Raw genomic sequence first — 24,572 nt, forward strand, 5'->3', positions numbered from 1 at the left:
CCGCAGAGGCCTCGCATGCTGTAAGGGGGCTGACAATCGGGCTCAAGAAACTTTTATAACCTCTTCAATTAGGAATTTAATATGATAACCTCTACATTTCGGAAAAATATAGATTATGAAGAAAACACAGCTGGGGGAGTTTGAGGAAATTGTGTTGCTGACCATCGCTGTATTGCATAACGACGCCTATGGTGTGTCGATTAAGAATGAGCTGGAGAGGAGACTGGGTTATGGTACCAGCGTGGGGGCGTTGCAAACAGCACTAAAGAGACTGGAGGAAAAAGGCTATCTCGATTCCGCATGGGGCGAAACCTCCAATGTGCGTGGAGGCAAGCGGAAGAAGTATTACAAAATTACGGCGTCTGCCCAAAAAGCTTTGCAGGAGATCAAAGACATCCGTGCCCAGCTGTGGTCTGAGATACCTTCGATAGTTTTAAAATTTACGTAAGCCATGAGATCCCCCCAATTTGTTCCGCCTCGTTTACCGATGCGATTTTTTAGGGCAATTTGTAAAGCAGATTTTCTGGAAGAGATTGAAGGGGATCTTTTGGAAATATATGAGCAAAAGGCTCTGGAAAATTCCCCGAAAAACTTGAAATGGCTCTTCATTTGGGAGATCGCCCTACTCATCCGACCGAAACTTCTAAAGTCATTTATTCCCTCATCAGTAAATCCATTTTTTATGATACAGGATCATTTGAAAGTCAGTTTCAGGAATCTGAGGAAGTACCGTGCTTATACACTGATCAACCTTTTGGGCCTTTCGCTGGGTATCGCTGCTTCGGTGCTGCTGTTTTTGGTTGTCAGGTTCGAACGCTCGTTCGACAACTTCCATGCGAACAGTGCACAGTTGTATGTAGTGGGTGAGAGCGAAGCGGGTGGCAAGCCCTACTTTCAAAGCAAAGTGCCCTTGGCTCCCAAATTAAAAGAAGGCTTGCCCGAAGTAGTACTGTCTACACGGTACGGCGGCTGGGACAGTCCGTGGCTCGAAACCAACAATGGAAGAGTTCATGAAGTCATCAAACTTGTCGATCCTGATTTTGCGTTGATGTTTGACTTTAAAGTCAAAGAAGGAGATTTTCAACAGACGCTGTCGACAAAGGATCAGTTGGCAATTACTGAGACGGTCGCAAAAAAATTGTTTGGTTTTGAGCCCGCAGTAGGCAGGCAGGTTCAGGAAAGCCAGTCAAAAAAAACCTGGTTGGTCGGAGCGGTTTTGGAAGATTTGCCATCAAACAGCAGCATGCAGTTTGATGTGCTCACAGGATGGGACAACAGGCCTGAATGGCTGAGGGATCCTGAGATGGCCAACTGGTACATCACCTTCATGCCGGCCTTTGCGATGTTGGAAAGTGGTGTAACACCAGAAAAGATTGATGACAAACTAGCAAAAATTGTGGCAGATAATTTTGCGAACAAACAACAGGATATTGCCATTGCCTTGTTGCCGCTGGCGGCCTACCGAACGGTGGATACAGACAATGCGTCAATTGTTAACCTGCTCGCTATAGTGGCAGTCATAATCGTCTCGATAGCCTCGGTCAATTTTATCAACATGGCCACGGCACAGGCGCTTGTCAGGATCAGAGAAGTAACGATAAGAAAGGTGCTTGGCTCAAATAGACGGCAGCTCATATCGCAGTTTATCATTGAGTCGCTCATGGTGAATTTTTTAGCGGCTGCATTAGCCTGGCTGGTCGTTTACCTGATGCTGCCGGGCCTTGAAGAAAGGTTCTCAATAGAACTACAGCTTACCACACTGGACTATTTCAATCTCATTGGTGTCTCTCTGATGTTTGTCTTTTGCGTGGGGCTCCTCAGTGGATTGTTCCCATCTTTTTATGCCACTTCCATTAAACCGAAGGAAGGCCTGAACGGAGCGGGTTCCGTGGGGAAATCTGGCGATGTCGTGCGAAAGTCTTTGTTGGTTTTCCAGTTCGCCGCTTCATTTTTTATGATGGCAGGAACACTGGTGGTTTGGAAGCAAATTCAATTTATGAAAGAGCAAGACCTCAATTTTGCTGATGACCAGTTGCTGGCTATCTCAGTTAATTCCGAAAACTTTAGTGATTCGGAAAAAGCGCTCAAACGAATCAAGCTCTGGCAGGACGATTATAAGGCTGTGCCGGGTGTTGGCTCTGTCAGCTTTGGATACAATGTACCCGGACGATACTGGGATAATTACAATCGGTTGACGGATAAAGATGATACTCAAAACGGCCTACACATGAAGCAGGCCTACGTAGCCGATAACTACTTTGAGACTCTCGGAGTGAAATTTGTGGAAGGCCGGAGCTTCGACAGAACCCTGGCCAGCGACTCCAATGCAGCAGTCATCAATAAGATGGCGATGGAGGCTTTGGGCTGGGAGTCGATAGAAGGGAAGTACCTTTGTGATGGCGGCGAAGCGGGTTGTACACTTGTAAAAGTGGTTGGCGTAACAGAGGATTTTCATTATCAGTCACTAAAAAATGATATCGAACCGCTTATGCACTACCCCATTCAGGACTTTTTCAACTTTGTAGTCATTCGGTTTGAGCCAGGTAAAACCCAGGAGGTGCTCGCAAGGGTGGAGGCCGACTGGCGGGAGTTGCAGTCTTACGAAGGGCTCGACTACTTTTTTGTTGACCAGGAGTTTGCTGCCATGTATGCCGAGCAGGAGCGCATCGGGTTTTCTGCCGCACTTTTCTCGATTTTGGCATTGATCATCGCATCGCTTGGCCTGTTTAGTGTGGCCTCGTTCATGATCCGGCGAAAGCGAAAGGAAATCAGTATCAGAAAAGTAATGGGTGCATCGCTGAGCGAGTTGGCGGTGTCGTTAACGAAGGGTTATTTACTACTTGTGGCGATAGCTTTCGTCATTGCGATTCCCGCAGCGTATTACCTGATGGACAACTTTCTACAGGGCTTTGCTTACCATATAGCTTTGGATCCGGCAATATTCGTGGCTGCTGGTGGACTCGTTTTGTTGTTTGCCCTGATCAGCGTTGGGCTCATTGTTTTAAGGGCGGCGAAAGAGAATCCTGTGCTTGCATTGAGGGATGAGTGATGGTGTTAATGACATATTCAATATAAAGGTCGGGGGCCTCCTCCAAAAGGCTCTGTGCAGCCCGGGTGGCTTGTGTTCTGGTTTGGAAGGGGCCGAGCAGCGATGTCCGGCCGTTTGTCTTTGTTAGTTCAGGATGTTTCACCACGAGATCATTTATTTCGTCTGGGGACCGTGGTAAAGCAAAGCCAATTTGGTAGTACGACGTTTTTCGCTTTTGTCTCCCGGCGAGAACAGTATCGAGGCTTAGTTCTATACCTGAAGACAGGGCAACCAGCTTCCTGGTGTCAGTCATGAAGCGATCCAACTGGGTTGAATATCCCTTCCCTCGTGCAGTCGACAATGCGTGTGAGCTATACGGAAAAAGGACTGAGTAAAAAGCTGGCGCTGTTGACGACTTGTATACCCAGGCAGGATGAGCGATGACCTTCGAGACAAATGTTGAGTCCACACTTTTCAACCTACACACTACGAGTTCAAGGCAGAGGCCTCCGTCCTGGAACCGCTCTCTTTGGCCCGATAGAAAGTTGCCAATGGAATATACGGTTAGTTTCCCCTCGTCCTTATCCCAAACAATCGGCTGGAGCGTATGTGGGTGGGACCCAATAATTATATCGACACCTTGAGCGTGAAGGAACTTGCCCCATGCTATTTGTGAAGAATCAGGCTCTTTTTCATACTCAGTACCCCAGTGAAGATAAGCAATCGTGATGTCGGGTCTAAGGGCTCTGGCAGCGGCAAATTGGCGTTTCATTTTAGCCGAATCGAGCAGACTGACAACGAGGGATGACTCTTTTGCTAAGGGCAAATTTGTGGCAAAAGTGTAGTTAAAAATGGCAATACGAATTCTATTTTGGTTGACCATAAATGGCTGAAAGAGGCGGCTGTCCTTTTGTGTTGCAAATGTGCCGGTATATGGCATATTGAGACTGTCAAGCTTTTTGCTTGTTCTTGCGATTCCGGTATACCCGTGATCTCCGGTGTGGTTATTGGCAGTGGCAACAATGTCCAGGCCCGCATTCTGCAGGTCTTTGATGAGTTGCGATGGGGCGCTGAATTTTGGGTAGCCCTGATATGGCTTTCCGGCAAGCGTTAGCTCCAGATTGCCCATTACCAGGTCGCATCTTTGAAATAGCTTGCTTGCTTCCTTCAAACAGGCCTCATAACTGTAGCGATCAGAAGGTGCGTGATAGGCACCCCTGATTTGAGAGCCATGCTGCATGATGTCGCCAACGAAGAGGAGCCGTGTGTACGTGGTGTCCTGTTTGCCTCTGGCAATCAGGCTAAAGGAGACGAGTAGGATGCAAAAAATGATCGACTTTGGAAAAAATTCCATCGACAATGAAATATACGCTACAAAAAAAGAAACTAATATAGAGAAAAAGTGGTTTGTGAAACACCTTTTTGCTCGCTATTTACATCTGAAGTTGAATGATTTACTTCGGATTTTCCTGGGGCGGCTATTGCCGCATCGAGGGGGCGGTCGGCATGGGTTGGGGGCCCTGTTTTTTGATGACCAGTGAGTTGCTACTTGTCGATTATATAGGCATACAAGGTAAGTGTGGTGAGGATGAATAACACGAGAGTGCCAATGCTCATGCCAAACACGGCCATCCCACGCCCCTGTTGATTCTTTTTCACAATGCGTCGAATAGCAATAAGGCCTGTAATCATCGCCATTGCTGCCGAGCTCAAAAAGAGGATGGCGCCAAACACAGGAAAATCAAGTGGCAAAAGAAAGAGCAGGATCGTTCCTATGCCGGCAAAGAAGCTGATTTGTGCCAATCCACTGGTTTTTTGAATAGCGCTGTTCTTTGGAGACAACTGAGATGTGTCGCTTTTGAGAATTTCAGGGTCAATAGGAACAATGGATGAATCAGATGGCATTCCGGCGAGGCCCAGATTTAGATTTTTGGCTTTGAACTCCGGAGAATATAGCGCTTCTTTTTCCTGCTCTTTTTCGAAGTAGGTCAACGTATCAAAAAATGGATCTTCTTCCTCAGCACCCGGGATAAAATCATTTGAATGACTTTTTTCAGATTGTTTTGAAAAAGGCAAGTGAAATCGATACGGTTTAGGTGCTTTGCATTGGCTTAAAATCACTAAGAAAAGCAAACCTGCTACTACTAGCCTCATTGAGTGTGTTTATTTAGCAAGCAAAATAGTAAATGGAAGGATATTTTCTGCGCTATATAGCCTTGGCCGCTTCAAAGTGACTTTTCCTAATTGCTGATGCCAAAAGACCATTCTGCTCAAATCGGAGGAGCCTTACTAATCTGTATAAGAGCTAAAATAGCTAGAATAAACGCCAGCCCTCCTACACATATTCCAAAAATGGCTAAATGCTTGCCCATTTCATGATATTTTTTGATCTGGATAAGTGCAATTATGCCAGCTGTTACGGCAATAACCGGGAGCGAGAGAGCCAATATGGCACCAATAGGCGATGAAAACTGTAAAAACACATACAGAAGTATGAGCCCAATTGAAGAAAAAAAGCTCACGTGTGCGAGTGCATTGGGCTTTGGGGCGCCTTCATCAGGTAGTCTTTGGGTATTGCCTCTCGCATCGTTTTTCCCTTGTTCTTTGTACGAAGGGCTAACAGCGGAAGGTTTTTTAGAGGCGGTGAGAGCCTTTTTTTGGCTGCCTGGTCTTTCATCATGTGAGTAAAGACTGGCGCTATCTTGTCCGCTGTCGAGGTTCCCCAGTATAGACCCATTCGAGACGAGAGAATTGATGGCTGCCTTCTGGTAGTCTATATTGTTTGCAGAGGCGTAGAGTTGTTCGTAATAGCTGGCGGGAGGAGGTGAGAATTGGTAATAGCTTTTGGATTTGCACTGAGTCAACAAAAACCCAAAAAGTAGAAATGGAATAATATACCTCATTTGGCAGGCAAAATACGAGCAAAAGGAAGAATAAGTGCTTTAACGTTATTTTATTTCCTTCTCATACTTCTTTGGAGCATACAAAAACCCAAAGGCTTTTGCTCCTTCTTTCGTATGCACTTCGTGGTGTATGTGGTGGGCGTTCATGATCCGCTTCATGTATTTGCTTTTGGCTTTGTACTTAATTTTGATGCGGCGATGCACAATCACATCATGGAAGATAAAGTAAAAAAGGCCGTAGGCCAGAATGCCAAAACCCACGAACATCAGCCAGCGAATTTCGGGCAATTCAGAGCCCAGGACTATACAAGCGATGGATGGGATACTGAAAACCAGGGCAAAAAGGTCATTGCGCTCCAGTATGTGGTTGTGCAGCTTGTGGTGTGACCTGTGCCAGCTCCACAAAACCCCGTGCATGATGTACTTGTGAGTAAACCAGGCCACAGCTTCCATAAAGAAGAAAGTGCCAATGACTAGAAAGGTGTAGAACAACCAGATCATTTCAAAAATTTCACTACAAAGATAATCAATAGGTCAGCAATTCATCTCTTACTGACTCCATCAGCCACATGGGTGTGGAGGTGGCACCGCAAATGCCAACCGTGTCACCAGGCTTAAACCATTGTTTCTCCAACTCAGCAGCGTTGCTGATAAAGTAGGTATCGGGGTTGGTATTTTTGCATACCTGATAAAGCACTTTGCCGTTCGACGACTTTGTGCCTGACACAAACACAATCTTGTCAAAATGCCGGGCGAAGTCCCTCAGTTCTTTATCCCTATTCGATACCTGTCGGCAAATGGTATCATTAGGGTTCACTCTTATACCTGCTTCGGTGAGCAAACGGGTGATTTGATAGAACTTGTCAGTGCTTTTGGTAGTCTGGCTATACAGCGTCAACTCCCTTGGCAGCGAAGGGATGTCCAGTTCAGCAATGTCCTGAAAAACCACAGCCTGATTGTTGGTCTGGCCAAGCAGTCCGACTACTTCGGCGTGACCAGGCTTGCCATAGATGTAAATCGTTTCCTTTTTGTCGAAAGAATTCTTGATCCTGTTTTGAAGCTTGAGCACCACTGGGCACGACGCATCTATCAGCTCCAGGTTGTTGTCAACGGCCAAAGAATAGGTTGATGGCGGCTCACCATGTGCCCTGATCAACACTTTGGCGTCCCTGATGTCGCCTAACTCGTCGTGATTGATAATCTTCAGGCCTTTCTTTTCAAGCCGTTTCACTTCCTCGTCGTTGTGTACAATATCGCCGAGGCAAAACAACCGGCCTTCCTCTTCCAGAATGTCTTCTGCCATTTCAATGGCATACACCACTCCAAAGCAGAAGCCAGAATGAGGATCGATATTTACACGTAGGTTCAGCATACTTTATTTAACCATCTAACTTCAATTATGTTTGAGACCAAATCTCGATTTAAAGAATTCATAATATGTAATGTTCATGAGCAACAGCAGCAGCGCATAAACCGTGTCTTCAACGGGTATCGTCCAAATTCGTATGCCTATATTTTCTGCATTGTTGTACCAAACAATAGGCGCTTCAGTCACTCCCCCGGTGAGGATACCATTGACCAACAGAAAGGGGATAAGATGGAAGAGGTATGCTACAAAGAAATGCCCCAGGTAGGCAGGTTTTAATAAAAGTCCCTGAGCAAGCAACAGCAGCCCAGCGAACAGAAAACTGTAGAATGTGTAGTCTCTGTGAATGTTGAGGGCGGCCAGAATTATCAAGAGGCAACCCAGCAGAGTCGCCAGCCAACTTAGTTTTACATTTAGCCTATTTCCTTTGTCAAAATAAATGACGCAATCATAAATAAATATTGATGCGAATGGGACGGTGAAAAAGAAGAGCCACTCTTCAATCGGAAGATGAAATAAAAACAGCCCGGTGAGGTAATCGGCGTTGAAGCCCCAGACACCACCTTTTGTGAAGATGACGTCCCAAACAATAAAGAAACCGGCAGTTAGAATAATGCCGGGAAATAATGCCTTCCATCTGGAGGCATAGGCAATTCTTGGTTCGAATGACCTGACGAGGGGAAATGAGATCGTGGCAATATGTAGCCAAAGATAGAGTGACATCAGAAGCTGTTTAAACTATGCTTTAGGTAGGTTTGGAACAGCAAAATGATCTTCTTCGAGTCAGGTATCCTGATCCTTTCAGTCATTATTCTGGCAACCGGCAGCCTCTTAATCTTGCTGAAAAGTGTCAGGTAGTATACGTAGGCCAGGTACACGCCAAGCCGTGCCCCTTTGGGCAGCCTTTTGATGCCTTCGTAGGCAGCGTCGAAGTCCTGCTGAATGTCGGATTCAATCTGAGCCTTGCTGATTTGTGAGAAATTATTGAAGTCTACACCTGGAAAATAGGTACGCCCCCTGTCCTTAAAATCGCTTTTGATGTCTCTTAGAAAATTCACCTTTTGGAAAGCCGCCCCCAGTCTTCGGGCAGGCGCTTTCAACGACCGGAATTGCTCGTCGTCCCCTTCGCAAAATACTCTCAGACACATGAGTCCAACTACCTCTGCCGAGCCGTATATATACTCCTGGTAACCACTTTCATTGTATTCATTCTGGATAATGTCCATTTCCATGCTGCGCAGAAAGGCGTCGATGAGTTCGTTCTCTATCTTGTATTGATTGACAACGGATTGAAATGAATGTAGTATCGGATTGAAACTTAGCTTCTCGTCAATAGCATCGTAGGTGTCTTTTCTAAATCTTTCCAGCAGCGCCTTTTTATTGTGGTCATGAAACGTATCTACGATTTCGTCGGCATACCTGACAAACCCATAAATGGCAAACACTGGATCTCTGAATTTTTTGTGCAGCGTCTTAATCCCAAGGGTAAAAGACGTGCTGTAGCGCTCTGTAACAAGCTGGCTTACTTTTAATGCGGTGCTGTCAAAAAGATCTATGTGGTTCATAGTGTTACTATTATCTGACAAAGTCTTTTTTTATTTCATTGGCTACCACCTGGCCTGAAATAAGCGTAGGGGGCACACCCGGGCCCGGCACTGTTAATTGCCCAGTGTAATATAAATTTTTTAGATGCCGGTTTTTCAACGAAGGCTTCAAAATCGCCGTTTGTTTCAGCGTATTAGCAAGACCATAGGCATTTCCTCTGAAAGCATGGTAATCCTTTATGAAATCATTGTGCGCATAGCTTTGTTTAAAAATCACATGGTTTTTCACCTTCTGCCCGATTAAGATTTCCAGCCTGTCCATGATAATGTTATAATATTTTTCTCTCGTTGCCTCATCGTCTTTCAGCCCAGGTGCTACCGGGATGAGTAGAATAAGGTTTTCGCAGTCTTTGGGTGCCACGGTATTGTCTGTTACCGAAGTGGCAGACAAGTAGAATAAAGGATTGCTTGGCCAAGCAGGTGTTTCATAAATTTCTTTCGCATGAGGGCCAAAATCCTCGTCGAAGAACAGCATGTGATGGGTAATATTTTCTAGTTTCTTGTTCAGCCCGATATAGAACAAAAGGCTGGAAGGAGCCATGGTTCTTTTCTCCCAGTACTTTGGGGTATAATTTCTGTATTCGTAGTCGAGCAGGTGCTGGTCTACATGGTGGTAGTCGGCACCGGCCACCACCACATCAGCTTTGAAGGCACCTTTGGCGGTAAGCACACTTTCAGCTTTCCCATTTTTTGCCACTATTTTCTCCACTTCATGGTCAGTCAGGATCTTCACACCTTTTTCCTCTGCCAGGCTAACCATTGCCTCAATCACTTTATACATGCCTCCCTCCGGATACCACGTGCCCAGCGACATGTCGGCGTAGTTCATCAGGCTGTACAACGCCGGTGTGTTTTCCGGTATAGCGCCAAGAAAGAGCACAGGGAACTCCATCAGCCGGATCAACTTGTCGTTGGTGAAGAATTTTCGGACGTGACTGTACATACTTTGAAACACATCCATCTTCACCAGGCCTTTTAAGAGTCGTGGGTCAATAAACTCGAGCAATGAGCGGCTCGGTTTGTACACAAGGTCGTTAATACCAACTTCGTATTTGTATTCAGCCTGTGAAAGAAAGGCTTGCAATTTTTTTCCGGCACCCTTTTCAAGTGATTCAAAAAGAGCCTCTAGTTCACTCATTTTGGCAGGCACCTTCATGTGGTCATTCTTATCAAACACCACGGTGTAAGACGGGTCAAGCCTTTTCAAATGATAGTAGTCAGAGGGCTTCTTGCCGAAAAGCGCAAAATACCGCTCAAAAACATCAGGCATCCAATACCAGGAGGGGCCCATGTCAAACATGAAGCCCTCGGCTTCAAGCTTCCTTGCCCTGCCTCCAATCGTTTTATTTTTTTCCAGTAAAATGACATTGTGGCCCTGATCAGCCAGGCAAGTGGCTGCTGATAGCCCTGCAAAACCTGAGCCGATAACGCAAATATCCAGTGCTGGCATAAATTAGAAGCTGTGAGCGTAAGGAGTCAATTTAGCCTTTAATTCTTTGCGGGCAATGTGGATACGGTTTTTAACGGTGCCAATCGGTATTTGAAGCTTGTCTGCAATCTCGTGGTACTTGAATCCCCGGAAATACATCATGAATGGACTCTTGTACACATCATCTACGTTGTTCAGCGCTTGTTCAATGTCCTCCATTGTAAAGCTGGAATAGGCATCGTTTTGCACACTGCTCCCGGATGAATTGATGTAGTGCAGATTGTCAGTAGTGTCAATAAAGGTGTTCCTTCTTACCATTCTTTGGTAGTTGGTAATGAAGGTGTTCTTCATGATTGTGTATAGCCATGCCTTGATATTGGTGCCGGGGGCAAATTTTTCACGGTTTTTGAATGCCTTCAACATTGTTTCCTGAATGAGGTCATTCGCATCTTCCATATCCCTGGTCAGCTTCAGTGCGAATGGTTTCAATGATCCTGACATTTCTTTGAGAGTGTAATTGAATTCTAAAGCAGTCATATCGGTCAGCTATTTTGTTTAATCAAAACTACAAACTATTAAACAAACTACAATGTTTTGTTTAATTTAATTTTGTTATTGTTAAACAAAATGACATTGCGAGACTGAATGACCCCGTGAGCTAACCTGAGCAAGGCATGCGGCTTATCACTTATCGATAAAAGTGTATTCAGGTTTCTTCGAAAGAAAGGAGATAGATGCCTTTGAGAATACTAAGCCTCGGTGCTGTGTTCTTCAACAAAACTCGTGATCTGCTCGGAGCGTGTAAAAATGACCACATTATCAGGGGCCTGTATATCCTGTCCTATTACCTGGTACCCGGACAAAAGGATAGTTGATTCGGGGAATAGGCCCGAAAGCTTGTTTACATAACCTTGCACCTGGTCGATACCAGGAACCGATGTGAGAATAGAAAGGATAAATTCGGGCTTGTGCAGGTTATAAACTGACACCAGATCCTGAAGAGGTAGCGACTGCCCAAGGTAAATGCTCTTATTGTGCCTTGACCTGATCACATAGTCGGCAAAAAGAAGGCTCAACTCATGAAGCTCACCTTCCGGAAGATAAAGGAGATATTTTCTTGCATTTGAAGGGTCCGACGAATATTGTCCGTCAATGGCAACTATCAGCTTTTGCCGAATCAGGTTCGAAATAAAGTGTTCCTGGGCTGGATTGATACTTCCGGTTTGCCAAAGGACGCCGATTTTGGAGAGAAAAGGATAGACGATATTAAGCATGGTTTTTTCAAACCCTAGCTTTAGAATGTTAGACGACATGATTTTTTCGAATCTGTCTTCGTCCATATCAATCATCGCTAAAGTAAGTGCATGGATTTGCTCAGGGAAACGCAGGTGTTTGTCGGTAAGGGCCAAAACTTCCTCGGCTATTTCCTGAGAACTCATGTCAGCTATGTGAGAAATTTTGAATCCATTGTCTTTCAATAGAGAAACATTGAGAATAAGCTTCAAATCGAGGTCGTCGTAACTTCTTATATTGGTATCTGAGCGGCTGGGCTTGATAAAATTGTACCGTTGCTCCCAAATCCGGATGGTGTGGGCTTTGATACCAGATAAATGCTCGAGGTCTTTGATTGAATAGTTGCTCACTTACTTAAACGTTATCGCACTCTAATTTACACGTGATCTTATAATCGGTTTATGATGAGACAAACTTAATGCTCAACTAAAATGTTTGAAAAACTTTGTTAGCCCAGGTAGCCAACGAGCGCAAAGAAAGATGCCTGAGACAAAATAACGTATTTGTCCAGCTCATTTTTGTTTTCAAAACCAAAATGGTGAAGTATGCTATGGAGCACAAAGGCAAGCGCTCCCCAGCTAATATAGTTTTGAATTGGAATGCCCGACCCCTGCCAGCTCCAGTAGTCCGACATGATAGCTACCGGCTCCAGCAATATATCCAATCCCACCATCAGCAATGCACCTGCCAGTGATGCCAGCCACTTGTTGTTGATAGAGCGTGTAAGGGAAGCTGTACATATTACCAGTATCAGCCAGTTGGTGCCGATAAGCAAAGGCACGCCGAAGAGCTTGGGCCCTAAAGTGGCTCCGTATTCGTAACTTCCGAATGGCCAGCCTGTTTGTACGCCAATTACCTCACTAAAAAAGGCGATTAAAAAACACAGCAATGCATAGGCGTAGAAGGAAGGGGTTTTGCTTTGCTGAAAAATGATCACAAGCGCAGCCACTATCAAAAGGTTGAGAGGTGTCAGTTGCCTCATCAAAGGTGCCCACTCTGGTAGCAGCATACCAATAGTGCCAACCACATGAAGTACCACAATTACCAGTGCCGCCTTGTTTTTACTGCTCATTATTCAAAGTTAGAAAGGTAAACTTGCCGCTGCTTGTTTGGTTTGAAAATAGTACAGAATTTGCCAACTTGTTCAACAGTCTACCCCCTGCCAAAGGGCTGAATTTATGGTATTATACAACGTCACGGTTAATATAGAATCAGTAGTTGAAGACGAATGGCTGCATTGGATAAAGTCCATTCATATTCCAAAGGTTATGGCTACCGGAATGTTTGTTGAAAGCAAAATATTTAAGCTCCTTCACGATGAAGGAGACGGGAGTGCCACATACAGTGTGCAATTTTTTGCTGCCTCTGTGAAGCAAGTAAACGAATATCTTGAAACCTATGCCCCGGCGCTGGTACAAGCTCATATGGAAAGGTATAAAAACAAACACGTAGCTTTTCGAACGTTGATGGAGCAGGTGGACTAAACTCTTCAGCCGTAGGGTCATGGACAATTCCTTCATAACGATGGCTAGACTGGCTAATCAGCGGATAACCCGAAATCGGTTTGAGTCAGCAACGCAGCTCGTGAGTTGGATGGGAGCTATGCAGGCTCAGGATCCTTATTTTATTAAGTGGGCGGTTGGCTCCAGACTTTCCGGGGCCACTGAACAAGATATTACAAAGGCGCTCGACGAAGGCAGTATTTTAAGAACCCATGCCCTCAGACCAACCTGGCATCTTGTAGCGCCGGAAGACATTTACTGGATGCTGGAGCTCACCGCACAAAACATTAAAGTTGCGGCAAAATCACGACAGAAAGAGTTGGGACTAACACCACAGATACTTTCTAAAAGTAACAGACTGATAGAACAAAAGCTCGAAGTCGGTCAGCATATGACCCGGGAAGATCTTTTGGCTGGGTTTGAAGAAGAAGGGATAAGTTTAAAGGAAAACCGGTCTTCCCATCTTCTGATGTGGGCGGAACTGGAGCAGGTAATTTGTAGCGGCGTATCACAAAGAGGGAAACATACCTATGCCCTGCTTGACCAAAGAGTGCCAAAGAAGGTGTTGCTTAGCAAAGAGGAGTCCCTGGCGAGGCTTGCCCTAACCTACTTCAAAAGCCACGGACCTGCTACGGAAGCGGATTTTTGCTGGTGGTCTGGACTTCGGGCTGGAGAGGCCAGGAGGGCCCTGGAAATGGTAAGACATCAGTTGGGCTCCGAAAAGTTTGATGAGCAGGTTTATTGGTTCGATTCAGATACAGTGGAGGCCGTCGAAAAAACAAAGTCAGTCTTTTTATTGCCGTCTTACGATGAGTATTACATCAGCTACAAGGATCGAACCGCCGCCCTTCCCTCTGTCCACAATAGCAAGGCCATATCAAATAATGGCATTTTCTCGCCAGTCATTGCGGTGAGTGGACAAGTGAAGGGTACGTGGAAAAGAGCGATAAAAAAGGAAACTGTTTTTATTGAAACAAAGCTGTTTGAAGCCGTTTCGAAATCTACCCTCAAATTAATAGAGGTAGCCGCCCAACGTTATGCCAAGTTCCTGAACAAGAAAATGGTCATTAGTCATCTATAATTGCTAATCAAAGGAAGTAGTAGTAGTTTTATTAGGTAAATCCACTCAATGCCACTTCCGCTATGATCAAGCAGTTCAACATGAAGGCCCTTTATGGGGTATACCTCTTTTTTCTTTTTCTTGCCGCCTGCGAAAAGCCTGTAGAAGAAAAAGTTATTGACCTTCCAAGAGGCGTTCCGGAAGCTGAGGGCGTACCCTCCTCCAGCATTCAGGCTTTTCTTGAATCAGCTGACACCAGCAAGCACGAATTCCACAGTTTCATGTTTCTGCGACATGGAAAAGTGATCGCCGAGAGCTGGTGGAGTCCCTATGGCCCAGAGCTGCCGCACACCATGTACTCTACAAGTAAAAGCTTTACCTCAACAGCCATTGGGTTTGCTGTCACGGAAAAACTGCTGACTGTCAATGACTCGGTTATTTCGTTTTTCCCCGAATATGTTACTGATAGCGTGAGCGACTTCATGGCTACCCTCACGGTCAAAGACCTGCTCACCATGTCGGTGGGGCAGGATCCAGACCCGTCGGCCACCATACCTGGCGACAGCCTCTGGGTAAAGTCATTCCTTTACACGCCCATCATCAACAAGCCGGGAACAAAATTTCTCTACAATTCGATGGCTACTTACATGTTGTCGGCTATTGTTACCAAAGTAACAGGGCAAAAAGTCATCGACTATTTGAAACCAAGGCTGTTCGATCCTTTGCATATTCAAGGGATCGATTGGGAGACTGACCCCGTAGGCAACAACACAGGTGGCTGGGGGCTAAGGCTGAAGACGGAGGACATGGCTAAATTTGGACAGCTTTTGCTCCAAAAAGGTAAGTGGAACGGGGAGCAAGTCCTTTCAGAGGAGTGGATAGCTGAAGCAACTTCTTTCAAAATACAGCAGTCGCCGGAGCTTCCGGCAGAAACCAAAGCAAAGAGTGACTGGCTGCAGGGCTATTGCTACCAGTTTTGGCGCTGCCGCAATAATGCCTTTCGGGGCGACGGTGCTTTTGGTCAATACATCATCGTGATGCCGGATCGGGACGCAGTCATTGCCATTACGTCGGAAACATCTGATATGCAGGGGATTTTAAATATGGTTTGGGACCAGTTGCTTCCAGCTATGGCCGACGATGAGCTGCCCGTTGATGCCGCAGCGGTGGCATCTCTTGAGAGAAAAATCGCCTCTCTTTCACTGCAACTCCCATCAGCCGACTTGGCATCCACTATGGAAGGAGCCCTGTCAGGCAAAGTATTTAAGCTTGATTCCAATGGAAGAAATATGGAGAGCATAAGTTTCCAGTTTGGGTCGGCTGGAAGTGATGTGGCTTTGAAGTATAAAAATGACACCTATAAGATTCCTATTGGCTGGGGAGAGTGGAAGTATTCGCAAACCAAAAGACCAGGACCCTACCTGGTAGCCAGAGCAAAAAATGCGCTGAAAGGCCTGCCTCCATTCAAAGTTGCTGCGGCTTATTCCTGGAAAGAAGAGAATGTGCTGGAGTTAACCCTGCGATATATTGAAAGCCCCCATACAGAGACAATCACCTGTACTTTTGAAGGTGAAGATGTCATGCTTGATTTCAAATGGAGCTTTGCGCCCACCATGAAGCCTCCGGTGATAGAGGGAGAGCTGGTAGAATAAGTGATTGCTAAAAATCGAGGTGACAGTTGAGCCAGCCGTTGTCAAACCTTGCGCCGTATTTTTTGTAGAAATTGATGGCAGGTTCGTTCCAATCAAGAACCTGCCACATCATGCCTGTGCAATTGGTTTCCTTTCCTTTTCGGATAGTGGCATCAAATAGCTGCTTACCAATTCCACTTCCCCTTTCCGACTGGGTCACCACGATGTCCTCCAGATAAATCCTCTTGCCTTTCCAGGTTGAGTAGCGGTAATAGTACAAGGCAATGCCGATAATGGTTGCGCCTTTCTCCGCCACAAAAAAGCCGAAGACCGGATGCTCGCCGAAGCCGTCTTCTTCCATTTTATCAACGCTGTTGTTGACTTCATGAAGCGCCTTCTCGTATTCCGCCAGCTCTTTTACAAGCTTCAGCACCTGCGGTAGGTCTTCAGCGATGCCTTCACGTATGTTAACTTCCATGGTTAAACGGTATGATTCTCTTTGTTACCTTAAATGTATAGACATCCTCATCTCAATGAAATAAAAAAGGGGCCAAAATGCCCCTTTCATTTAATACATCAAGCCAGCGGCTATTTACATCGCTTTTTTGGCCACTTCAGGCACAACACCCATGTTGTACCAGGTAAAAGAGTAGAGATCAGCGGCCTCTTCTATAATTTTGGAAGTTGGCTTTCCGGCCCCATGACCTGCTCTGGTTTCAATTCGAATCAACACCGGATTGTCGCCGGCCTGCTTGGCTTGTAGCTGAGCGGCAAACTTAAATGAGTGAGCAGGCACCACCCTGTCGTCATGATCAGCTGTGGTAACCAGGGTCGCAGGATACTTTACACCTTCTTTCACATTATGCACAGGCGAATAGCCCAGAATGTACTTGAACATCTCTTCTGATTCCTCTGAAGTCCCGTAGTCGTAAGCCCAACCGGCACCAGCCGTGAAAGTGTGATAGCGAAGCATGTCCATAACGCCTACTGCAGGGAGCGCCACCTTAAATAGTTCCGGGCGTTGTGTCATAGTGGCGCCCACCAGAAGGCCTCCGTTGGAGCCACCGGCAATAGCCAGGTAGTCGCTGCTGGTATAACCTTCTTTGATCAGATACTCGGCAGCACCTATGAAGTCATCAAACACATTTTGTTTTTTCATCTTGGTGCCAGCAAGGTGCCATTCTTCGCCGTACTCACCACCGCCACGGATGCTGGGCTGCGCATAGATGCCACCATTTTCCAACCACACAATCCTGGAAACACTGAAGCCAGGCGTCATGCTGATATTGAACCCGCCATAGCTGTAGAGGTAGGTGGGGTTCTTACCATTTTTTTCAAGTCCGTTCTTATAAGTGATAAACATGGGGATTTTCGTTCCGTCCTTGCTGCTATAGAAAACCTGCTCGGTGGTGTAATCTTCAGGGTTGAAGTCGACCTTTGGTTGCTGATACAGGGTGGATTTTCCTGAGGCAATGTTATAGGAGAAGATCGAACTTGGATAAGTGAATGAGGTAAACGTGTAATAGATGTCGGTGTCACTTTCTTCGCCTCCAAAGCCGTAAATGCTTCCAATACCTGGCAGCTCGACGTCCCTTTCCAGTTCGCCTTTCCGGTTATATTGTTTGATTTCGGACTTGGCATCCACCAGATATTCAGCAAAAATCTTCTCCCCGGCAGTGCTGGCGCTGAGCACGTTTTTGGTTTCAGGAATTACATTTACCCAGGTGGCTGGCGTCGGGTCAGCAAACGAGGTCTTCACAATCCTGTTGTTAGGGGCGTCCAGGTTAGTGAAGATAAATAAGGTCTCTCCGTCGTTGTCAATTACATAGTGGTCTTTATCCACATTGTCTACAATTGTCTTTATCGGGCTGTTCGGAACCGTTAAATCCTGAATGTAGAGCTCATTGCCGGTTGTGCTAACAGAAGCCGAGATAACAAGGAAACGCTCGTCTTCCGTCAGGTTAGCCCCCACGTAGCGTCTTGGAAATTTGGCCCCACCCAGGATCAGCTTGTCGCTTGCCTGAGGCTCGCCGAGCTTGTGGAAGTACAGTTTGTGGTGTTGGGTCTTACCCGATAGCACGCTTCCATCTTTTGGTTTGTCGTAGCTGCTATAATAGACACCTTCGTTGCCTTTCCATGAAAAGCCTGTGAACTTTAAGTCTCTCAAAGTGTCTCCAACTAGCTCTTTCGTGGTGGTATTAAAAAGCACACCCTTTCTCCAGTCAGAGCCGCCATCTGACAGCAGCATACCGGCAAGTGAACCGTCTTTAGAAAAGCTCAGGCCTGCAAGCGACACGGTGCCATCGGCAGAGAATGTATTGGGATTCAAAAACTCTTCGTGTTCATCTCCAAGATTTTTCACCCGGTAAAGCACGTTCTGATTTTGAAGCCCATCATTTTTATAGAAATAATAGTAGTCGCCACGTTTAAATGGGGCGTACACTTTCTCATAGTCCCAAAGCTTTGTAAGCCTCTCTTTCACTGCCTCCCTAAAGTCGATATTGTTCAGGTAGCCAAAGGTCACTTTGTTTTCCGCTTCCACCCATTGAGCGGTGGCTGCCGACGTGTCGTTTTCCAGCCATCGGTAGGGATCCTCTACTTTGGTGCCGAAGTACTCATCAACATGTGCTACCTTTTCGGTGGTTGGGTAAATGATGGCCTCTTCTTTTGGAGGTTGTGAGCAATGGCTGACAAGGCCGGCTAAAACGACAAGATTGGATAATTTTCTCATGGTTGAATGGGTTAAAGAGATAAAAAAAGCCTGAAAGGTTTGTTTCAGGCTTATGCGTTAAATTATTTCTTGATCATATTGAATCCTGTGTACGGAACCAGCACCTTCGGAATCTTGATCCCATCGGGAGTCTGGTTGTTTTCCAGCATGGCTGCCAGTATCCTTGGCAGGGCCAGCGCACTTCCGTTCAGGGTGTGAAGCAGTTCCGTCTTCTTGTCCACCTTGCGTCTCAGCTTGAGCCTGTTGGCCTGGTAAGTCTCAAAGTTGGACACAGAGCTCACCTCCAACCATTTTTTCTGTGCCGCAGAGTATACTTCGAAGTCGAAGGTAAGCGCAGAGGTGAAGCCCATATCGCCTCCACATAGCTTCAAAATGCGGTAAGGGAGCTCAAGGTTTTTGATAAGCCGCTCAACGTGGTTCTTCATTCCGTCGAGTGCTTTGTACGACGCCTCAGGGGTGGTTACCTGTACTATCTCCACCTTATCAAACTGGTGGAGCCTGTTTAGGCCACGCACATGTGCACCCCAGCTGCCCGCCTCTCTCCTGAAGCAGGGCGTGTAAGCCACATTCTTCACAGGTAGTTCGTCATCAGCCAGAATTACGTCCCGGTAGAGGTTGGTAATGGGCACCTCCGCCGTTGGGATAAGGTACAAGTCATCGGCGGTGGCGTGGTACATCTGCCCTTCTTTGTCGGGTAGCTGGCCCGTTCCGTAGCCTGATTCTTTGTTGACCACGATGGGGGGCCTCATTTCGAGATACCCTGCGTCTAATGCCTGATCAATGAAGTAGTTGATCATAGCACGCACAATTCTGGCCCCTTGTTTCTTGTAAACAGGGAAGCCGGCCCCGGTTATTTTTATGCCAAGGTCAAAGTCGATGATGTCATACTCCTTAATGAGATCCCAATGTGGCTTGGCGCTTTCGGGCAGCTTGGGTAACGTGCCTACCTGAAACACCACTTCGTTGTCTTCGGCTGTTCGTCCTTCCGGCACGCTTTCGTGCGGCACGTTGGGAAGCTCATAGAGTTTATTTGTAAGCAGCTCTTCAGTAGACTCCAGGTCACTGCCTAATTTCTTGGAAGTTTCTTTAAGCTCCGATGTCTGCGATTTGATCTTCTCAGCAGCTTCTTTTTGGCCGCTTTGCATCAACTGCCCGATTTGCTTGGCCAGTTGGTTGGCTTCTGCCAGAGCTACATCCATCTCAGTTTTCAGAGATTTCCGCTTGTCGTCCAGGGCCAGCACCTCGTCGATCTTGTCGTCTACCTCTTTCAGCCCCCTTTTCTTGAGGCCTGTCAGAACCTTTTCTTTATTAGCACGTATTTCAGAAACTTGTAACATTATGCCTAATTAGTTAAGTTTGCAAAAGTAAGAGATTTACAAAGAAATATTCAGGCTGGTTCCCGCTTAAATTCTCTTGTGTCTCCAGCGGTCTTTTTTCAGCAATTACTTGTTATTAATGAATGCTTAGCATATAATTGCGGCGTCATTTTCCGACAAACCTCAGGCCGTTTCTCATTATCAATTTTGTTTTAACGGAATAGAATCTCGACCTTTTTTTTGTAACCACTTCATTTAGAATATTACTATCTCAATTCATAGTTTATGTACAGCATTGACGACCTTAATGTCCGTCTTCTTTCAGAATTAAAAGACATCGCAGAAAAACTTGGAGTTCCCAACTACAAAAAAGCTGCAAAACAAGAATTAGTCTACAAAATCCTCGATCACCAGGCTGTGATGCCAGAAGAGGAAGTTTCCAAAATAAAGAAGTCAGATAAGGCCGCTACCCCGGTAGCCGCAGCCCCGGCCCCGGAGGACAAACCGAAGCCCGCTCGCCCGCCAAGGGAGGACGATAGAAGGCCTAACAACAAACCGAAGATTCGCAGGGAGAATGTGGTAGCAAAGGACGCAGCTAAGCCTGCTGAAGGCAAATCGGATGACCGTCCAAAGAAGAGAGAGGTAAGCAGTGCTGATGAACTCCTTCAGTCTTTCAATCTTGAAACTGACGACGATGACACATCAGCGAAAGAAGTGGTAGAAGAAGGCAAGAAGGTAGAAAAAGAAATATCTAACGACTCGAGAGGCGAACTTAGAGAAGACACGAGAAATCGTGAAGACAGAGGTGACCAACCTGGCAGAGAAGACAAAGGCGATCAAAAAGAGCAGCGTGCTCCATTTAAGCCCAAAAGAAATTATAACACCAATATCAAAGAGTTTGACGGTATTATAGTTAACGAAGGTGTGCTGGAAATCATGCAGGACGGCTATGGCTTCCTTCGCTCTCCAGACTACAACTACCTGGCCAGTCCTGATGATATATATGTGTCGCCGTCTCAGATTAAGCTATTTGGACTAAAAACTGGTGATTCTGTGAAGGGGCAAATCAGGCCTCCAAAAGAAGGAGAAAAGTATTTCGCCTTACTAAGAGTAGAAACCGTTAACGGTAAAACAACTGAAGAAATACGTGACAGGGTTTCTTTCGAATACCTGACTCCACTGTTCCCGGAAGAGAAGATAAGACTTAGCTCTCCAAAGAGACCTGACCATTACTCAGCCAGAATTCTCGACTTGTTTGCTCCAATTGGAAAAGGACAGCGTGGAATGATTGTGGCACAGCCAAAGACTGGTAAGACAGTGCTCCTTAAGCAAATTGCCAACGCCATTACTGAGAACCATCCTGAAATTTACCTGATCATACTCCTTATTGACGAACGTCCTGAAGAAGTAACCGACATGGCTCGCAGTGTGCATGCTGAGGTTATTTCATCAACTTTTGACGAGCAGGCCGACCGTCACGTGAAGGTGGCGAGCATTGTTCTTGAGAAGGCTAAGAGAATGGTGGAATGCGGACACGACGTTGTTATTCTTCTTGACTCGATCACACGTTTGGCCAGGGCTTACAACACAGTAGTTCCTTCGTCAGGCAAAATACTTTCCGGTGGTGTGGATGCTAATGCGCTGCATAAGCCTAAGAGGTTCTTCGGTGCTGCCAGAAATGTTGAGCACGGCGGTTCATTGACCATTATTGCAACCGCACTGATTGAGACAGGCTCTAAAATGGACGAGGTTATCTTCGAAGAATTCAAAGGTACTGGTAACATGGAACTGCAACTGGATCGTAAGCTATCCAACAAGCGTGTGTACCCTGCTATTGACGTGCCTGCATCCGGAACTCGTCGTGAAGACCTGCTCATGGAAAAAGACGAGCTATCAAAGGTTTGGATATTGAGAAAATACATGTCTGACATGACTTCTCAGGAGGCGATGGAATTCCTTCTTGACAAAATGAAGGGGACTCAGAACAACGCCGAGTTCCTGATCTCGATGAACGGATAAATAATAGAGACTTATCAATTGAAAGAGCGGCCTGCAACCGCTCTTTTTTTTGTGCCGTTCTAAATCTAAACCTGACCGACTACCTTCCTTCAACCCACTCTTTCAGGTACTGGTAGCGGCTGGTCAGCTTTCCGTCTTCGGTGATAGTGGCATCCTGGACGATTCTAAACTCATCGTTGCTGAACAGGTGAGGCAATACATTCTTCACCAGCATGTTCCCGAAGTCCATAGAGGCATCTCTGGGGAGTTCGCAGGGCAAATTATCGACAGCCATCATCGAAATATTCCCCTCTTCGCTAAACTCAGGCATTATTTCATCTTGTGTAGGGTCGTAGTCGTACACTGGTTCATCTATTGTCGATGGCCTTTTTGTTGAAGGGATCGATCCTTCAATATCGCAGGTAATGTCGGCTATCACACGCAGGCAAAAATCATTTTTGGTGGCATCTTCCCTTGTGAAAAGTGTTGGCGCCTTTGGTTCCCAAAAAGCAGCAGCGATGAGTATTTCAGCTACTTTGGCATATTTCAGAAAATCGGAATGAAAGTTGTCAGCATGGGAGTAGAACTCACCACGGTTGAATTCTTTGCCTTCATTGTGTGCATTGTAATCTCTCGAATTTAGCTGAGCAAATACTGGAAAATCGAAGGATTGTGTTAGCAGGGCGGCAGGTGTCACTTTTCTGACATTCATGCCCACCAGCACCTCCATGGCTCCTTTGGCTACCCGGCCACCACCCGTTACCACCATTTTTATAGGGGGCAGTTTTACCTTAGCAAACTCGGTTTTTAAGTCTTCCAGATCAAAGCACTCATGCGCCCGCCTCAAATGGTATAGGTTGTATCTTTTTCCGTAAGTCCAAATAGCATTGTAGGCACCCACTATCCCCGCCCATCGGCCAAAAGCGATAACCCGCTGGCCATTTTCGTCTGTTAGGGTTTCGTAGTCCACCATTTTGATTTTCTTTTCCAACAGTGCCTTTAGCAGTGGTTTGTTGTATTCCTGCTTTTTGATGGTGTGGGAAAAGAAGAAGTAGGTTTTACCGGGGATGAGTTGTGCCATGGGGACTTCTTTGACCCCAAATATGATGTCGCACATATCCATAGAATCGACCATTTTGAGGCCCTTCTCCTCATACGCAGCATCCGGGAAGCAACGCACATCACTTCTTTGCACCAGGACTTCTACATTTGGGAACTTCGCCTGTATTTCAAGTGCCTGATCGGGAGTTATAGGGACTCTTTTGTCGACAGGAACTTTTCCCTCTTTGATTATGCCTACCTTTATCTTCATCATTGAATTGGGAGTTGTATTCTTGACCCAATATTACTAAGATGCAAAGACAAGCATAATCATATGGAAGGATTAATTTTGGTGAGCCTGTTCTGGGTGCTTTACTTTTCCCTCCATAGCTTTCTGGCAGCGGATTTTGTAAAACGCAGGTTTAACAGGCAATGGTTTCGGTTGTTTTACAATACTGTCGCCCTGCTGTTGCTGTTGGCTATCGTGTTCTACATGGCTACTGTCGACTCTCCATTTGTGTTTGATAAGACGCCAGTTACCGACTTTTTTGCTTTTTCACTGGCGGCCTATGGTGTCATTATCATCAGGCTTTCTTTTCGTCAATTTTCTCTCTTCGCTTTTCTTGGTGTGAAAAAGGAGGTGGAGGACGTTGAGTTTAAATCGGGAGGTATTCTTGAAAGGGTCAGGCACCCGATTTACACAGGCACTATATTGCTTTGCCTGGGTTTTCTGCTCTACATTCCTAAAATGATCAATCTGGTGACGGTCGTGTGGGTTTTCGCCTACTTGCCAATTGGCATTTGGCTGGAAGAGAAGAAACTGATAAAAAAATATGGCAGAGCCTATGAAGAATATCGCTCCAGAGTCCCTGCCGTCTTCCCTAAGTTGTTTTAGTTCTATGATTCCAGGAGGCTTCCAAGAATGGAGCTGCCCTCCTTACCACTGTTTTTACCATATGGCGCCAGCACCTGAATCAGTTTTCTGATAGGCATCGACTGCAGCCACACCTTTCCGGTGCCTCTCAATGTAGCCAGAAAAAGGCCTTCTCCACCAAAAAGCATGGATTTTAATCCTCCCGAGCTCTGCACATCAAAGTCAAGCGTATGCTCAAAGGCCACTACGCAGCCGGTATCGATCCGTAGCGTTTCGTTGTTCAGCTGTTTTTCTATCACGGTGCCACCGGCGTGCACAAATGCTTTGCCATCTCCCTGAAGCTTTTGAAGAATGAAGCCCTCGCCGCCAACAAGTCCGGAGCCAATCTTTTTGTTGAAGGTGATCGACACTTTTGTGCCGAGTGCGGCGCACAGAAACCCATCCTTCTGCACAATCAGCTGGTTGCCCTGCTGGGTAGCCAGGTCAATGGGAATAATGGTGCCGGGGTAGGGCGCAGAAAAGGCCACTTTCTTTTTACCGACGCCATGGTTAGTGAAATGGGTCATAAAAACAGACTCGCCGGTAAGTGCCCGGGCACCGGCCGAAAGCAATTTGCCCAGGAAACCCTGGTCGGGCTCTGAGCCGTCTCCCATTTTGGTTTCGAAGATGATGCCGTCTTCCATGTAAAGCATGGCCCCGGCTTCGGCGATGACAGTTTCTCGTGGATCAAGCTCTACTTCAACGGTTTGAATGCTTTCACCAAAAATCTTGTAATCAATTTCGTGTGATCGTATCG

General features: G+C 46.1%; 23 protein-coding genes and 1 pseudogene. 8 read left to right on the forward strand and 16 right to left on the reverse strand.

The genetic code is table 11. From position 1 onward, the window contains the following. Positions 1-115: 115 nt before the first annotated feature. The 3 genes and pseudogenes from RT717_RS26875 to RT717_RS26880 all read left to right on the forward strand — a co-directional run bounded on the left by RT717_RS26875 (position 116) and on the right by RT717_RS26880 (position 3,049). Positions 116-448, forward strand: a complete 333-nt coding sequence (locus RT717_RS26875) for a PadR family transcriptional regulator (RefSeq protein ID WP_317489406.1) — start codon at positions 116-118, stop codon at positions 446-448. Between the two features lie 3 nt (positions 449-451). Beyond that, positions 452-637, forward strand: a pseudogene (locus RT717_RS28595) (permease prefix domain 2-containing transporter); the annotation flags it as partial. Between the two features lie 45 nt (positions 638-682). Next, positions 683-3,049 (forward strand): FtsX-like permease family protein, encoded by a 2,367-nt coding sequence (locus RT717_RS26880; protein WP_317489407.1) that lies wholly within the window; start codon positions 683-685, stop codon positions 3,047-3,049. Here the strand turns inward: RT717_RS26880 and RT717_RS26885 are convergent. The 11 genes from RT717_RS26885 to RT717_RS26935 form a co-directional block, all read right to left on the reverse strand. Continuing rightward, the gene (locus RT717_RS26885) at positions 2,994-4,382 is read right to left on the reverse strand and encodes a CapA family protein (RefSeq protein WP_317489408.1); all 1,389 of its coding nucleotides are present in this window, start codon (positions 4,380-4,382) and stop codon (positions 2,994-2,996) included. The two genes, RT717_RS26880 and RT717_RS26885, sit on opposite strands and share 56 nt — an antisense overlap. A 191-nt stretch (positions 4,383-4,573) precedes the next feature. Further along, positions 4,574-5,104, reverse strand: a complete 531-nt coding sequence (locus tag RT717_RS26890) for a DUF4190 domain-containing protein (RefSeq protein WP_317489409.1) — start codon at positions 5,102-5,104, stop codon at positions 4,574-4,576. 194 nt (positions 5,105-5,298) lie between these two features. Continuing rightward, complete coding sequence (locus RT717_RS26895; RefSeq protein WP_317489410.1) at positions 5,299-5,931, reverse strand: DUF4190 domain-containing protein; 633 nt, start codon at positions 5,929-5,931, stop codon at positions 5,299-5,301. Positions 5,932-5,976: 45 nt separating this feature from the next. Beyond that, complete coding sequence (locus tag RT717_RS26900; RefSeq protein WP_317489411.1) at positions 5,977-6,432, reverse strand: sterol desaturase family protein; 456 nt, start codon at positions 6,430-6,432, stop codon at positions 5,977-5,979. A 25-nt stretch (positions 6,433-6,457) separates the two neighbouring features. After that, complete coding sequence (locus tag RT717_RS26905; protein WP_317489412.1) at positions 6,458-7,303, reverse strand: 4-hydroxy-3-methylbut-2-enyl diphosphate reductase; 846 nt, start codon at positions 7,301-7,303, stop codon at positions 6,458-6,460. A 21-nt stretch (positions 7,304-7,324) separates the two neighbouring features. Then, the gene (locus RT717_RS26910) at positions 7,325-8,020 is read right to left on the reverse strand and encodes a lycopene cyclase domain-containing protein (RefSeq protein ID WP_317489413.1); all 696 of its coding nucleotides are present in this window, start codon (positions 8,018-8,020) and stop codon (positions 7,325-7,327) included. After that, the gene (locus RT717_RS26915) at positions 8,020-8,862 is read right to left on the reverse strand and encodes a phytoene/squalene synthase family protein (protein WP_317489414.1); all 843 of its coding nucleotides are present in this window, start codon (positions 8,860-8,862) and stop codon (positions 8,020-8,022) included. Before RT717_RS26915 ends, RT717_RS26910 begins: the two co-directional genes overlap by 1 nt. Positions 8,863-8,872: 10 nt before the next feature. After that, a complete protein-coding gene (locus RT717_RS26920) occupies positions 8,873-10,351 on the reverse strand; it encodes a phytoene desaturase family protein (RefSeq protein ID WP_317489415.1) in 1,479 nt (492 codons plus the stop codon). Between the two features lie 3 nt (positions 10,352-10,354). Beyond that, positions 10,355-10,867 (reverse strand): RNA polymerase sigma factor, encoded by a 513-nt coding sequence (locus RT717_RS26925; RefSeq protein ID WP_151996237.1) that lies wholly within the window; start codon positions 10,865-10,867, stop codon positions 10,355-10,357. Between the two features lie 212 nt (positions 10,868-11,079). Then, positions 11,080-11,973 (reverse strand): MerR family transcriptional regulator, encoded by an 894-nt coding sequence (locus RT717_RS26930; RefSeq protein ID WP_317489416.1) that lies wholly within the window; start codon positions 11,971-11,973, stop codon positions 11,080-11,082. Between the two features lie 98 nt (positions 11,974-12,071). Next, positions 12,072-12,695 (reverse strand): carotenoid biosynthesis protein, encoded by a 624-nt coding sequence (locus tag RT717_RS26935; protein WP_317489417.1) that lies wholly within the window; start codon positions 12,693-12,695, stop codon positions 12,072-12,074. Between the two features lie 106 nt (positions 12,696-12,801). On the opposite strand from RT717_RS26935, the gene RT717_RS26940 reads away from it, so the two are divergent. The 3 genes from RT717_RS26940 to RT717_RS26950 all read left to right on the forward strand — a co-directional run bounded on the left by RT717_RS26940 (position 12,802) and on the right by RT717_RS26950 (position 15,837). Then, positions 12,802-13,107: a DUF4286 family protein gene (locus RT717_RS26940; RefSeq protein WP_317489418.1), complete on the forward strand. Its 306-nt coding sequence runs from the start codon at positions 12,802-12,804 to the stop codon at positions 13,105-13,107. A gap of 19 nt (positions 13,108-13,126) precedes the next feature. Continuing rightward, positions 13,127-14,206: a winged helix DNA-binding domain-containing protein gene (locus RT717_RS26945; protein ID WP_317489419.1), complete on the forward strand. Its 1,080-nt coding sequence runs from the start codon at positions 13,127-13,129 to the stop codon at positions 14,204-14,206. Positions 14,207-14,268: 62 nt separating this feature from the next. Beyond that, positions 14,269-15,837 (forward strand): serine hydrolase domain-containing protein, encoded by a 1,569-nt coding sequence (locus tag RT717_RS26950; protein WP_317489420.1) that lies wholly within the window; start codon positions 14,269-14,271, stop codon positions 15,835-15,837. Between the two features lie 7 nt (positions 15,838-15,844). Here the strand turns inward: RT717_RS26950 and RT717_RS26955 are convergent, their stop codons facing one another. From RT717_RS26955 to serS, 3 genes are all read right to left on the reverse strand, one after another. Then, on the reverse strand, positions 15,845-16,294 hold the full coding sequence (locus tag RT717_RS26955) for a GNAT family N-acetyltransferase (protein WP_317489421.1): 450 nt from the start codon (positions 16,292-16,294) through the stop codon (positions 15,845-15,847). 114 nt (positions 16,295-16,408) lie between these two features. Then, the gene (locus tag RT717_RS26960) at positions 16,409-18,547 is read right to left on the reverse strand and encodes a prolyl oligopeptidase family serine peptidase (protein ID WP_317489422.1); all 2,139 of its coding nucleotides are present in this window, start codon (positions 18,545-18,547) and stop codon (positions 16,409-16,411) included. Positions 18,548-18,609: 62 nt separating this feature from the next. Further along, a complete protein-coding gene (gene serS, locus RT717_RS26965) occupies positions 18,610-19,884 on the reverse strand; it encodes a serine--tRNA ligase (RefSeq protein WP_317489423.1) in 1,275 nt (424 codons plus the stop codon). A 264-nt stretch (positions 19,885-20,148) separates the two neighbouring features. Here serS and rho point away from each other — a divergent pair, with 264 nt between their 5' ends. Continuing rightward, on the forward strand, positions 20,149-21,882 hold the full coding sequence (gene rho, locus RT717_RS26970) for a transcription termination factor Rho (protein WP_317489424.1): 1,734 nt from the start codon (positions 20,149-20,151) through the stop codon (positions 21,880-21,882). Between the two features lie 79 nt (positions 21,883-21,961). Here rho and RT717_RS26975 read toward each other — a convergent pair whose 3' ends face one another. Continuing rightward, complete coding sequence (locus tag RT717_RS26975) at positions 21,962-23,176, reverse strand: NAD(P)-dependent oxidoreductase (protein WP_317489425.1); 1,215 nt, start codon at positions 23,174-23,176, stop codon at positions 21,962-21,964. Between the two features lie 60 nt (positions 23,177-23,236). Here RT717_RS26975 and RT717_RS26980 point away from each other — a divergent pair, with 60 nt between their 5' ends. Next, positions 23,237-23,797 carry a methyltransferase family protein gene (locus RT717_RS26980; RefSeq protein WP_317489426.1) on the forward strand — a complete coding sequence of 187 codons (561 nt, stop codon included), beginning with the start codon at positions 23,237-23,239 and terminating at the stop codon, positions 23,795-23,797. Positions 23,798-23,799: 2 nt separating this feature from the next. On the opposite strand, the gene RT717_RS26985 is transcribed toward RT717_RS26980, so the two are convergent. Then, positions 23,800-24,570, reverse strand: coding sequence for a TIGR00266 family protein (locus RT717_RS26985; protein WP_317492391.1), 771 nt, complete (start codon positions 24,568-24,570; stop codon positions 23,800-23,802). Between the last annotated feature and the right edge of the window lie 2 nt (positions 24,571-24,572).

The organism is Imperialibacter roseus (genome assembly GCF_032999765.1).
Classification (GTDB): Bacteria; Bacteroidota; Bacteroidia; order Cytophagales; family Cyclobacteriaceae; genus Imperialibacter; species Imperialibacter roseus.